Raw genomic sequence first — 12,504 nt, 5'->3', positions numbered from 1 at the left:
TCAGGCGAGGTCTTCATCCTGGCAGGTGAAGCACAATTCCGAGACACTGGCGGTATTGGGCAGGTCGAGCGCGTGGGAGATCATGGAGGCGATGTCGGCGGGCTGCGTCATGTCTTCGGGCTTCCAGCTCTTGTTATCCCGGGTCATGTCGGTCGAGACGAAGCTGGGGCAGACGACGATGGAACGGATTCCGTCCGCCCAGCCGGTGCGTCGGACCGCGGCAGCCAGGCCGGTCGCCGCGAACTTCGTCACGGCGTAGAGGCCGGAGCGGGGCGATTTCACCCGTTTCCCCGACATGGACGACAGGATGACGATACGGCCGTGTCCCGTGGCCCTGAGCGCGGGCCATGCAGCCTTGATCAGGCGCGCGGGCGCGCGGACGTTGACCTGGAACATCCGGTCCAGGTCGCTGTCCTCGAGTTCGAGCAGCGATCCCGGGATCATGATGCCGGCCGAGGCGATCACCGCGTCGATCCGGCCGAAACGCGCGAGGGTCGCCTCGGTCCATTGCCGTTCCGCGCCGGGATCGGTCGCGTCGTAAGCATGGACCAGATGCGGGGCGGAGAACGGCGGCCGGCCGGGATCCCTCAGGCCGGCGCTGATCAGCCAGCCGTCGGAGACCAGCCTCTCCGCGATCGCCGCGCCGATCCCGCGCGAGGCGCCGGAGATCATGGCGACACGCCGGGTTGCGGTGTCAGGCGGGGGCTGCATGTTTCAGGCCTCGTCGGGACGGCCGTAGCCGCCGGCCCCGGGGGTCACGATTTCCACCACGTCCGCAGGCGCCAGGGATGCCCTGCCGCGCGCAATGGGGGCCGTGCACCGGACCGTCGCCATGCCGCCTTCCCCGCCGCCATCGAGGCCCCAGGGCGCTGTCGACATCCGCGACATGCTGATATCGACATCGCAGTTTTCCTCGGCGCGATAGACGCGCCGCAGCCCCATCCCGCCGCGGAACCGGCCCGCGCCGCCCGAACCATCCACCAGTTCATAACGCAAGAGGGTCAGCGGATATTCGATCTCCAGCGCCTCGACAGGCAGGTTGGAGGTGTTGGTCAGATAGACCTGCACGCCGTCGAGTCCATCCTTGTTGTAGCGGGCGCCGGAACCGCCGCCGATCGTTTCAAGATAGATCCAGAAGCGGTTGCTGCCTTCGCGTGTTCCGCTGAAGGTCGCCGCGACGACCGAGCCGTTGGATGCCGCGGTGATGCTTTTGGGACAGACGGGGGCAAGGGCGGCATTGATGACATCGACGACACGCTGGCAGGTCGAGATGCGCCCCATCACGGCGGCCGGCGGGGCGCAGCACAGAATGGTGCCCTCTTCCGCCTCGACATGCAGGGGGCGGGTAAGGCCGGCATTGGGCGGGATGGTAGGGTCGACGATGGATTTGATGGCGTAATAGACCGTGGCCAGCAGGGCCGAGCGGGTCATGTTGAAATTCGCGCGGACCTGCTTGGGGCATTCGAATTTCAGCGTCATTTCCTGCCCGCTGACCGTAATCGCGCAGGAGATGAGCATCGGTTCGGGATAGTCGATCGTCTCGAACATGTCTTCGGCGGTATAGGTCCCGTCGGGGATCGCGGCGATGCCGGCGCGCATCTTTCGCTCGGCATAATCCTGCAGCGCGAGCCCGGCGCTGATGATGACGTCGACGCCGTATTTCCCGCACAGCGCGGCGAAACGGTTCACCCCGAGACGGTTGGCCGCCATCTGGGCCCGGAGGTCCGAAATCCGTTCCCCGGGGACCTGGCAGTTCAGGAGAATGAGATCCTGCACGTCCTGCTGCAGCACGCCGCGCCGGTACAGCTTGATGGGGGGAATGCGGATGCCTTCCTGGAAGATATGGGCGTCCCCGCGATCGGCGAAATCCGAATGATGGGCGGTGTTGATGGCCCAGGCGACGATGCCGCCCCCGACGAAGATCGGCTCCGCGAGCACAATGTCCGGCAGATGGGTGCCACCGCCCAGATAGGCGTCATTGCCGATGAAGACATCTCCCGGTTCGATCTCTTCGGGCTGGTACCGCGCGGTGATGAGCGGAATGAACTCGATGAACGAACCGAGATGCATCGGGATATGTTCGGCCTGGCAAAGCGTGTGCCCGAACTGATCGAAAAGAGCGGTCGAGCAGTCGCGCCGTTCCTTGATATTGGTGGAATAGCTTGTGCGGATCAGCGCTTCCCCCATTTCGTCCACGATGGACGACAGGGCGCTGCCGATGATCTCGATGGTCACGGGATCGAGGGACACGCGATTGACGGTGTTCATGACTTCAGTTCTCCCTGCTGTAACACGCTAGAAGCGATCATAACGGAAGGGCGCGAGATCGACGGAGGGCCGGGCACCGGTAACGATTTCCGACAGCAGCTTGCCCGCTCCGGGCCCGATGCCGAACCCGTGGCCCGAAAAGCCCGTGCCGAGCACCAGGCCAGGCAGGGAACCGACCTCGCCGATGATGGGCACCGCATCGGGCGTCACATCGATCATGCCGCCCCAGCGTTCGACCTCGCGCATGGTGCGAAAAGGGGGGAAATCGCGCTTGAGAACGCGCGCGGCCTCCTCGAGCAGGTCGTGCGTGGGTTCCGGGTCGAGAATGCGGATCTGCTCGAATGGGGTCACGCTATCGGCGGACCAGCGGCGGCGCATCCGCAGTTCGTCGAGGAAACGCCGGCCGAGACGCAGGCGCAGCTCCTTTCTGCCTCGCATGTACGATCCGATAAATTTATGGAACTGCCTGAACGTGTCGGGTGTGATCTCGGACACGCTGGCATTGCGGCGGCTGATATTGTAGCCGCCCTGGAGGTTGCGGCGAAAGGCGAAATCGCTGCCCCCGACACTCTCCTCGGGCGCGCCCTCGACATTGTCCACGCGCATGACGCTGCCGAGCACATTCAGCGCGGGAAGGTCGATTCCCTCATTGCCGGCGAACAGGCGCGACCAGGCCCCCCCGGCGAGCACGACGGTATCGCACCTGATGGTGCCGCGCTCGGTTACGACGCCGGACACTCTACCGCCCTGGCGGTCGAGCGTGCGAACGGCGCAGTGCGTCAGGATGGCCGCGCCTTCTCCGCGCGCCGCCTCGGCGATGGCCGGCACGGCCATGGTGGGTTCCGCGCGGCCGTCCGTCGGGCAATACAGCCCGCCTTTGAAGGGGCGCTGCGCGCCACCCGCCATCTCGGCGGTTCGAGCTCCGTCAAGGATGGAGGTTCTGATCTGATAGCGATCGGCGATGCCTTTCCAGGCGAGGAACTCGTCGAGCTGCTTCTGGTCGTCGCAGGCGTAAAGAATACCGCACTGGCGAAAGCCGGTCTCGCGGCCCGTCAGGCCGCTCAGGTTCCGCCAGAGTTCGAGACTGAGCTGGCCAAGGGGGAGCTCGCGCTCGTCCCGCCCCATGACGCGCGTCCAGCCCCAGTTCCGGCTCGATTGTTCCGCGGCGATCTCGCCCTTCTCGCACAGCACGACGCTTACACCGGCGCGCGCCAGGAAAAAGGCGGTCGTCACACCGATCACGCCGCCGCCAATGATCACGACGTGGGCAGAGTCCGGCATGTGTTCGTCCGAGCGAACACGGTCGACCTTCGGTGCCATTATCATCCCGTCCCTGCAGAAGAGTGCCATCGTACTGGCCGGCGAGTCGATCGGTGGCACAAATGATCCGCCATGTCCCGATATAGCTGTTATTTCGAAACACGCTCTTATTTTGCGGGATGCGGGACCTCTAGTCTCTGCCCATACACCGACGCATGAATGGCGGAGAGAGAGACATGGCCTGGAGGCTTGGCGTGGATTCCGGCGGCACGTTCTGCGACGTCTGCCTCTACGACACGGATACGAAACAGTTCGCCATCTGGAAGGTTTCTTCCACGCCGGACGACCCGTCACGGGGCATTCTATCCGGCATTACCGAAGGGCTGGGCACGGTATCGGCCGGCCCGCGCGATGTGCGGTTTCTCGGGCACGGCACCACGGTCGGCACGAATGCCGTGATCCAGCATAAGGGCGCGCTGACGGGATTCATCACGACGGACGGGTTTCGCGACCTGCTGGAGATCGGCCGGCAGAAGCGCCCCAGCCTCTATGATACGCAGGTCGACAAGCCCCTGACCCTTGTCGCCAGACATCTCCGCTTCGAAGTCCCAGAACGAATCCGCCATGACGGGACGATCGAGACGGCGCTGGACGAGCAGGTCGTCCGCGAGGCGGCCAGAGCCCTGGGCAACGCCGGGGTGAAGGCGGTCGCGATCGGCTTCCTCTACGCGTTCGTCCGGCCCGAACATGAACGCAGGGCGCTGGAGATCGTGCGGGAGGAACTGCCCGACCTGTTCGTCTGCGCAAGCCATGAGGTGGCGCCCGAATTCCGCGAGTACGAACGGTTCTCGACCGCGGTCGTGAATGCCTACCTCGGACCGGTCATGGAGGCGTATATCGCGCGTCTGGGGGCGCGGCTGGAGCAACTGGGCCTGCCCGTCGCGCCACGGATCACGCAGTCCAACGGCGGGGTCATCAGCTTCGACCTGGCAAGGGCGTTGCCGGTGCGCACCGTTCTGTCCGGTCCTTCGACGGGTGTCGTGGCCGCGCAGGCCATCGGGCAGGCCATTGCCATGCCCAACATCATCACCTTCGACATGGGCGGCACCAGCACCGATGTCGCCTTGCTCAAGGACGGGGCATGCCGGCTGACGGGAGAGGCCGAGGTCCACGGCTATCCCGTCAAGGCGCCCATGCTCGACATTCACACAGTCGGCGCCGGCGGCGGATCGCTGGCCCATCGGGACAATGGCGGCCTGCTCAAGGTCGGGCCCCAGAGCTGCGGCGCCCATCCCGGCCCCGTCTGCTACGACAGGGGAAACCTGACGCCGTCCACGACCGATGCCAACGTCGTTCTGCAGACGCTCAACCCCGAATTCCTGCTGGGCGGACGCATGCCGATCCGGCGCGACCTGGCCCTCGCGCGGATCCAGGCGCTTGCCGACGAACTGGGCATGGACGTGATGGAAACGGCCCAGGGCATCATTTCGGTCGTCACGGCCAACATGGCGCGGGCCGTGCGGGTCATCAGCGTCCAGAAAGGGCACGATCCGCGCGACTATGCGCTGATGGCGCTGGGGGGAGCGGGCCCGCTTCATGCGGTGCGCCTGGCGCAGGAACTCGACATGAAAAAGGTGATCGTCCCCCTGACGCCGGGGGTGATGTGCGCGCTGGGCCTGTTGCTGACGGATCTTCGGGCCGATTTCTCGACCACGCAGATCATGCTGGCCGACGCGGACGCTGCTGGGCGCCTCGGTGTCCTGTTCGCCGGGCTGCTCGATCAGGCGGAACGCTGGTTTACCGAGGAAGACGTGGCACCAGAGGACAGGAGCCTGCGCCTGAGCGCGGACATGCGCTACGCGGGACAGAATTATGAGCTCTCGATCGAGATGCCCGGCGCGACGGCGGCGGTCACCGCCGGGATCATCACGACGATGGTGGAGAATTTCATGACTCTCCATGAAGCGCAGTACGGCTTCGCCTCGCGGACCGATCCGGTTCAGTTCGTGACCTTGCGGGCCGAAGCGGTCGGCAGGGTGGAGAAAGCGTCGTTCGTGGCCCATGAGACGGCAGGGCCCGACGCGTCGGCGGCGATCACGGGCTCTCGTGAGGTCTGGTTCCGGGAAACTAAAGGCTTCATGCCTTGCCCGATTTACGAGCGGGACCGTCTCAGGTCCGGCAACCGCATCACGGGTCCCGCGATCATCGAGCAGATGGACGCGACCACGGTGCTTCCGCCGGGTACGGTGGCGGAAGTCGAACCACATCTCAATTTGATCATCGACACGGGTCTCTAGGAGACTGACCGGAAATGCGCACCGGGGGGGCGGATCTTGAGGCCAATCTCCATAACATTTCTTTAATTTCAATATGTTATTTCGGATGAAGAACAGGTTTGCCATTCCATTTCGTTCTGATAATCAGAACGAAATGGAATGCAGTTCTTCATTGTGAAATTCTGTTGACTCTCATTTCTGATATTTTGCTTTATAAGGCTCGGAGCGCGGAAGGAGCGCCGCTCCCGCCACGATGGCGGCGCAGGCTGATTCGCCACATAAAGCAGGATCACGAAATGAATATCAGGGATCTTGAACATTTCATTGCCGTTTCGGAATGTGGTTCCTTCTCGAAGGCTTCGGCCCAGCTTGGCCGCCCCCAGCCGGCACTGAGCCGTCATATCCGCGATCTGGAGACGGACCTGCGCGTTCAATTACTGTATCGAAACGGACGTGGCGTGGTATTGACCGAGGCCGGAAAACAATTAAGGCTGCTGGGCACAAAGATTATCCGCCAGATCCGCGAGACGCAGGAACAGATTCGTCATTATTCCTCCGACCGACTAGGTTCCGCGGCCATCGGCATGCCGGCGAGCGTCAGTACCATTCTGCTCTCACCGCTTGCGCGTTCGTTGCGCGAGGCCTACCGGCATGCCGACCTGCGATTCATCGATGGATGCAATGGCGATCTTTTCCAGGCGCTCAATAATGGTGCCTTGGATGTGGCGCTCGTCTATGATGCCCAGGTATGCGCCAACCCGAACATGGAGACGGTGCTCTCGCAACCGCTGTACCTGATAGAACTGGCAAACCCGGCCGACGGGCCCGCCGACATTCATGGCACGATTGACGCGTCCGGCCTGGCGGAACGTCCGCTGGTCCTGCCAGGCCGCCGGCACGGGTTGCGGCAGATTGTCGAAAGCTGGGCAGGACGGAACGGGATCAATCTGAACGTGCAATTCAATTGCGACACCTACGCGTCGATGCTGCAAATCGTCTCAAGCGGGATGGCGGCGACCGTCCTGCCGGCATCCGCGGTGAAGCGGGAGATCATGTCCGCGCATTACAGGGCTCGGCTCATCACCCGGCCGACCTTGTGTCGCAGCATCGCCCTGGTGACATCGCCGAACAGACCAGTAAACGTAACGATCATCGACCATATCAAAAAAAATATCGATTCTCTGGCGGATGATTTTTCCTGGCCCCATGTCCGTGAGACCGCGCCCCTCCGGCCGTTTCTCCCGAAGCGGGTGACCATGCCGGTCGCGGCGATGCATGTTTGAACATGCCGGATGCACCGGCCGGTCCATATCTGATATGTGGGGAAACACATGTTTCCATACAAAAAATTGGCTATCTTTCCACGAAGCGCCTGATCCGATATCCGTGCGTTCATGACGTGAAGCGTCCGCGTCCAGGCGCCCTGACATGGGGTATGGATAGTATGCCCGGATAAACAGCCCTTTCAGAAAGCTCGACATGCCCTGGATCGTCCTGTTTGCCCTGATCGCGCCGATCAATCTGTTAATGTCCCTTGACCGGCAGGCGATGACGCTGTCCGCCCCCGTCATCCAGCACGAGTTCGGCTTTTCGACGATCCAGATGTCGGCCATCATCGCCTGCGTGTTGTGGACATACGCTTTTTTCCAGATTCCGTCGGGCACCATCGTCAATACGCTCGGGCCGCGACGAACCTTGTTCGGCGCATGTTTCTTCTGGTCCTTCATGACGATCATCACGCCCGGAGCGGGCGGATTTCTGTCGTTCCTCGCCTTGCGCATGGCAATGGGCGTGGGACAGGCCCCCGACTGGTCGTCGAGCATCGTCAGTATCCGCAACTGGTTTTCACCGGAAAAACGCGGGCGGGCAAACTCGGTCCTGCTTGGATTTCTCTATATGGGCTCGGTCATCGGCGGCCCTCTCACGACGCATATTACGAAGCAATGGAACTGGCGGTCGAATTTCTACATCTACGGTGTCATCGGCCTCGTCCTGAGCATTCTGTGGCTGGTTTTCTTTCGCGATACTCCTCCGCGCGGCGATGGGGGCGGCATCGATACGGCACGGGACGACGCGACGGCGAAGGTGGAGACAGCGCATCTCAGGCGCGCATTGCGGTCGTGGCAATTCTGGTCCCTCGGGCTGCATTATATGTGCCTTCTGACGGTCCAGTCCTTCTTTCTGGTCAACATGCCATTCTACCTCATGGGGGCACGGCACGTGTCCTATCTGTCGATGGGATGGCTATACGGGATGCCCTGGCTCGTCCTGTATCTCGCAGTCGTCGCCGGCGGCATGATATCCGACACCATTCAACGGAAAACACGATCCGTCTGGCTGGCCCGCACCCCCATGGGTGTCTTCGGTACCGGGCTCTGCGGCCTGCTTGTCGAGATCGGCTGTCTGGCACCGAGCACGAATATCTCGATTTTTCTATTCTGCCTGGCGCTTGGCCTTACCGGTCTCAGCCAGATCTCGATCTGGTCGTCGGTTCAGGAACTGACACGGCGCCATACCGGTCTTGTCGCGGGTTGGACGACGTTTCTGGGGAATACCGCAAGCGGCCTTGCTCCGATTGCCATGACCTACATACAGGGCAGGACAGGGAGTTGGCCGCTTGCGGCGCTTGTGCTCACATTTGCCGGCATCGTGGGCGCCCTGTGCTGCCTGGGCACGCATTCGGAACGCCCGCTGCATCTGGAGGAGTAGGACAGTCGATGGGGCAGACCAGCGGTAGCCAGCACTCGCAAAACTCGGAACGTGCCGCCCTTATCCTCATAAGTCTTGGCCAGGCCACATGGCGCGGCCTCAGTCTCAAGGAAATCGCCGAACGAGTGGGGGCGGAAAAACCCGCGACCCACCGGACCCTTCTGGCGCTGAAGCGTCATGGCATGGTGGTGCAGAACGAGTTGCGGGGACGATATCGCCTCGGTCCGGCGGCGCTGGCACTCGGCCAACGCCGGACGACGCCCATCGAGCGGATCGAGCAGTGGAAGCCCGCGATCGCCGAACTGGCAAAAACCTATCAGGCCTCCGCGTTTCTGCTCGAACGGTCGGGTCTCGATGCGATCATCACGGATATGTATATGACGGACCCGTCCCTGAAAGTGTTGGGCGGCGGCGGGATCGGGGGGCGTCTACCGCTGGGCTACGGCCTCGGCAGCACGGCGATTCTGGCCGAACAGGACGAGGATGACCAGTGCGCCATCCTGCAGGCCAATCTGGAACGCTATACTACATTAGACGTCGATGTCGGCGCGCTTCGCGCCTATCTGCCGACCGTACGAACGCTTGGATACGACTACAGGCGCGACACGTTCATTGAGGGAATATCGGGCATATCGGTGCCGCTGCATGAGGACAATGGACGCTGTCGCGCGGCTTTGACAATCGCCAAGCCATCGGAATTCCTGCCGGACAGCGAAGTCCCCGCCCTGATCGCTCACATGAAGACGCTTACCGATGGGTCATACCGGCCCCCAGGCCCATGACCGCCGGCCTGCAGCCGTCCGCTGATAGGACTGCCCCCTGCACTGGCGGCCCTGGACCCAGCCGCGCTGATGTCTGGCAGTCACTCCGCCCCGTCCCGAGCCGTACATTGAAAGACAACACTCCCCGTCGATCCCCAGTCAGCGGCAGACCGAACAGGATCAACCTTTCCTGTCAGGAAATTTTTATTCTTTCAAGTTGACGCGCGTCGATCAGCCTGATTAGCATGCCCTCACTGCCAAATGCTCTGCGGGGGTTGCACGATGTGCGGCATCGTTGGTCTCTTTCTGAAAAACCGGGCGCTTCAGCCCGAATTGGGACGCCTCACGTCTCTCATGCTGGAAACCATGACCGAACGTGGTCCGGACAGCGCGGGTTTTGCTGTCTATGATGGCGCCGCCGCAGGCCACCGCAAGATGACGGTTCGTGGAATTTCCTCCTCCAATGCCGGTGACCTTGAATCCGGGTTTCTGCAAATTACTGGGAATAACGGCAATGTTCATCAGCGCTGCGACCATCTTGTTCTGACGTATGCCGAAGAACATGAAACCCCGTTGCGCGCCTATATGAATGAATTCGGAAGGGGCGTGCACATCGCGTCCTGCGGCGATAGTATCGAGCTCTATAAAGGCGTCGGACTGCCCGAACATGTCGCCACTCGTTTCGAACTGAAAACCATGCGCGGCACCCATGCGATCGGCCACACACGCATGGCGACGGAATCGGCGGTCACCATCGCCGGCGCGCATCCGTTTTCGACGGGCCCGGACCAGTGCCTCGTCCACAACGGTTCGCTCTCCAACCATAACAGCCTGCGTCGCATGCTGGTAAGGGAGGGCCTCGCCTTCGATACCGAGAACGACTCAGAGGTCGCCGCGGGTTACCTTTCCTGGCGTCTTTCACGGGGCGACAAGCTCGACCAGGCACTTGAATCATCCATCGACGTTCTCGACGGGTTTTATACTTTCGTCGTCGGTACCCGCGATGGCTTCGCCGTCCTGCGTGATCCGGTGGCGTGCAAGCCGGCCGTGATCGCGGAGACGGATGATTACGTCGCGTTCGCGTCCGAATATCGCGCGCTTGCGGAACTTCCGGCCATTCAGAACGCAAAAGTGCTCGAGCCGGAGCCCCAGAAAGTGTATCACTGGGAGCACGCGGCATGAAAACTCTGGATCTCAGAACCGCCCCGCTACGTGAAATCAACCGAATACTTCAGAATGAGCATGAAGGTTTCTACGAAATCCGCAATTCGAGCGGACAGCACGCCCTGGCCGTCGGGTTGACGGCGCCGCTTAGCGTCACGATTGACGGTCACGCCGGATATTATGCTGCCGGCATGAACCAGAACGCCAGGATCATCATCAATGGCAATGTCGGGCAGGGCGTCGCCGAAAATATGATGAGCGGCAGCGTGCATGTGAAAGGCTGCGCCAGTTCCAGCGCAGGAGCGACCGCTCAGGGCGGTCTTCTGGTCATCGATGGCGACGCCGGCGCACGCTGCGGCATTTCCCTCAAGGGCGCGAATATCGTCGTGCGAGGCTCCGTTGGCCATATGAGCGCGTTCATGGCGCAAAGCGGCAACCTTGTCATCTGCGGCGACGCCGGGGACGCGCTGGGTGATTCCTTGTACGAGACGCGCATCTTCGTGAAAGGAAAGGTCAGGAGCCTCGGGGCGGACTGTGAAGAAAAAGAAATGACGCCCCAGGATCTGGAAATCCTGTCATCTCTGCTGAATGATGCCGGCATTCACGATATTTCGGCCAGCGGGTTCCATGTCTACGGTTCCGCCCGGACTCTCTATCATTTTCACGTCGACAATGCATCCGCATACTGAGGCCGTGATGACCAAGAACCACCACGACGTGACGAAGACTTTCCCCCGTTATTCAGCGACGTTCGATGAATTTACGATCTCGCAGATTCAGCGCGCGGCGGCGACGGGTATCTATGATATCCGGGGTGGCGGCACGAAGCGGAAGCTTCCTCACTTTGATGATCTTCTGTTCCTCGGCGCGTCGATGTCGCGTTATCCGCTTGAAGGCTATCGCGAACGCTGCGGCACGGATGTCGTCCTGGGGACTCGCTTCGCCAAGAAACCCATCTACCTGAAAACGCCCGTCACCATTGCGGGGATGTCCTTCGGCGCGCTGTCGGCCCAGGCAAAGGAAGCGCTTGGCCGTGGCGCCACGGCCGCCGGCACATCCACCACCACAGGCGACGGGGGCATGACGCCGGAGGAACGGCGCCATTCCGCCACGCTCGTCTACCAGTATCTTCCGTCGCGCTACGGCATGAATCCGGACGATCTGCGCAAGGCCGACGCGATTGAAATCGTGATCGGACAAGGGGCCAAGCCCGGTGGTGGCGGGATGCTGCTGGGCCAGAAAATTTCCGAACGCGTGGCAAAAATGCGCGACCTCCCCGTGGGTATCGATCAGCGCTCCGCCTGCCGCCATCCGGACTGGACGGGCCCGGATGATCTTGAAATCAAGATCGAAGAACTTCGTGAAATCACGAACCATGAAAAGCCGATCTACATAAAGGTTGGCGCCAGTCGTCCGTATTACGACATTTCCCTTGCCGTGAAGGCAGGCGCCGACGTCGTAGTGCTTGACGGCATGCAAGGAGGGACGGCCGCGACGCAGGAAGTATTCATCGAACATGTCGGTATCCCTATTCTCGCGGCGATCCGCCCCGCCGTGCAGGCGCTTCAGGATCTCGGCATGCATCGCAAGGTTCAACTCGTGGTCTCGGGCGGTATTCGCACGGGCGCGGACGTGGCCAAGGCACTGGCCCTCGGCGCCGACGCCGTCGCCATCGGCACGGCCGCACTGATCGCACTTGGAGACCAGAGCCCGGATCTCGCCTCCGAATATGCGAATCTGGGCGCGAAGCCAGGCACGTACGACGACTGGCAGGATGGTCACGATCCGGCAGGCATCACCACGCAGGATCCGGAACTGGCCCAACGCCTTGATCCGATCCTCGGCGGCCGCCGGTTGGCAAACTATCTTTCCGTGCTGACGATGGAAGCACAAACCCTTGCCCGCGCCTGCGGTAAAAGTCACGTCCATAATCTGGAACCCGAAGACCTTGTCGCCCTCACCCTCGAAGCCGCCGCCATGACACAATTGCCGCTTGCCGGGACCAACTGGTATCCGGGCAAGCCCGGATACTGACGGCGTCACCCTCAACAGGTTCCGGCGTCTGT

At 62.1% G+C, this 12,504-nt stretch carries 10 protein-coding genes; 7 read left to right on the top strand and 3 right to left on the bottom strand.

The features are described 5' to 3' along the window. From HLH34_RS12610 to HLH34_RS12600, 3 genes are read right to left on the bottom strand one after another with little or no spacing between them, the layout of a single operon-like run. Nucleotides 1-711 carry an SDR family NAD(P)-dependent oxidoreductase gene (locus HLH34_RS12610; RefSeq protein WP_183119938.1) on the bottom strand — a complete coding sequence of 237 codons (711 nt, stop codon included), beginning with the start codon at nt 709-711 and terminating at the stop codon, nt 1-3. Between the two features lie 3 nt (nt 712-714). After that, nucleotides 715-2,268: a hydantoinase B/oxoprolinase family protein gene (locus HLH34_RS12605; protein ID WP_183119937.1), complete on the bottom strand. Its 1,554-nt coding sequence runs from the start codon at nt 2,266-2,268 to the stop codon at nt 715-717. A 27-nt stretch (nt 2,269-2,295) separates the two neighbouring features. Continuing rightward, nucleotides 2,296-3,588 (bottom strand): NAD(P)/FAD-dependent oxidoreductase, encoded by a 1,293-nt coding sequence (locus HLH34_RS12600; RefSeq protein WP_183119936.1) that lies wholly within the window; start codon nt 3,586-3,588, stop codon nt 2,296-2,298. Nucleotides 3,589-3,764: 176 nt separating this feature from the next. On the opposite strand from HLH34_RS12600, the gene HLH34_RS12595 reads away from it, so the two are divergent. The 7 genes from HLH34_RS12595 to HLH34_RS12565 all read left to right on the top strand — a co-directional run bounded on the left by HLH34_RS12595 (nt 3,765) and on the right by HLH34_RS12565 (nt 12,472). Continuing rightward, nucleotides 3,765-5,825: a hydantoinase/oxoprolinase family protein gene (locus HLH34_RS12595; protein WP_183119935.1), complete on the top strand. Its 2,061-nt coding sequence runs from the start codon at nt 3,765-3,767 to the stop codon at nt 5,823-5,825. Nucleotides 5,826-6,100: 275 nt separating this feature from the next. Further along, complete coding sequence (locus tag HLH34_RS12590; protein WP_183119934.1) at nt 6,101-7,087, top strand: LysR family transcriptional regulator; 987 nt, start codon at nt 6,101-6,103, stop codon at nt 7,085-7,087. Nucleotides 7,088-7,283: 196 nt separating this feature from the next. Further along, complete coding sequence (locus HLH34_RS12585; RefSeq protein WP_183119933.1) at nt 7,284-8,513, top strand: MFS transporter; 1,230 nt, start codon at nt 7,284-7,286, stop codon at nt 8,511-8,513. An 8-nt stretch (nt 8,514-8,521) separates the two neighbouring features. Next, entirely contained in the window at nt 8,522-9,295 is a 774-nt protein-coding gene (locus HLH34_RS12580) for an IclR family transcriptional regulator (protein WP_183119932.1), read from the top strand. 261 nt (nt 9,296-9,556) lie between these two features. Further along, a complete protein-coding gene (locus HLH34_RS12575) occupies nt 9,557-10,456 on the top strand; it encodes a class II glutamine amidotransferase (protein ID WP_183119931.1) in 900 nt (299 codons plus the stop codon). After that, the gene (locus tag HLH34_RS12570; RefSeq protein WP_183119930.1) at nt 10,453-11,127 is read left to right on the top strand and encodes a GltB/FmdC/FwdC-like GXGXG domain-containing protein; all 675 of its coding nucleotides are present in this window, start codon (nt 10,453-10,455) and stop codon (nt 11,125-11,127) included. The genes HLH34_RS12575 and HLH34_RS12570 overlap by 4 nt, the downstream gene beginning before the upstream one ends. Nucleotides 11,128-11,134: 7 nt before the next feature. After that, a complete protein-coding gene (locus HLH34_RS12565) occupies nt 11,135-12,472 on the top strand; it encodes an FMN-binding glutamate synthase family protein (RefSeq protein WP_183119929.1) in 1,338 nt (445 codons plus the stop codon). The last annotated feature ends 32 nt before the right edge of the window (nt 12,473-12,504 follow it).

It is taken from the genome of Gluconacetobacter azotocaptans, assembly GCF_014174355.1.
GTDB classification, from domain to species: Bacteria; Pseudomonadota; Alphaproteobacteria; order Acetobacterales; family Acetobacteraceae; genus Gluconacetobacter; species Gluconacetobacter azotocaptans.
Note: the sequence above shows the minus strand (reverse complement) of the source record. Positions and strands in the feature narration are given on the sequence as shown.

Coding starts and splice junctions, on each gene's coding strand:
- HLH34_RS12575 (WP_183119931.1), top strand. CDS start 9,557: ATGTGCGGCATCGTTGGTCTCTTTCTGAAAAACCGGGCGCTTCAGCCC.
- HLH34_RS12605 (WP_183119937.1), bottom strand. CDS start 2,268: ATGAACACCGTCAATCGCGTGTCCCTCGATCCCGTGACCATCGAGATC.
- HLH34_RS12570 (WP_183119930.1), top strand. CDS start 10,453: ATGAAAACTCTGGATCTCAGAACCGCCCCGCTACGTGAAATCAACCGA.
- HLH34_RS12590 (WP_183119934.1), top strand. CDS start 6,101: ATGAATATCAGGGATCTTGAACATTTCATTGCCGTTTCGGAATGTGGT.
- HLH34_RS12580 (WP_183119932.1), top strand. CDS start 8,522: ATGGGGCAGACCAGCGGTAGCCAGCACTCGCAAAACTCGGAACGTGCC.
- HLH34_RS12595 (WP_183119935.1), top strand. CDS start 3,765: ATGGCCTGGAGGCTTGGCGTGGATTCCGGCGGCACGTTCTGCGACGTC.
- HLH34_RS12600 (WP_183119936.1), bottom strand. CDS start 3,588: ATGGCACCGAAGGTCGACCGTGTTCGCTCGGACGAACACATGCCGGAC.
- HLH34_RS12565 (WP_183119929.1), top strand. CDS start 11,135: ATGACCAAGAACCACCACGACGTGACGAAGACTTTCCCCCGTTATTCA.
- HLH34_RS12585 (WP_183119933.1), top strand. CDS start 7,284: ATGCCCTGGATCGTCCTGTTTGCCCTGATCGCGCCGATCAATCTGTTA.
- HLH34_RS12610 (WP_183119938.1), bottom strand. CDS start 711: ATGCAGCCCCCGCCTGACACCGCAACCCGGCGTGTCGCCATGATCTCC.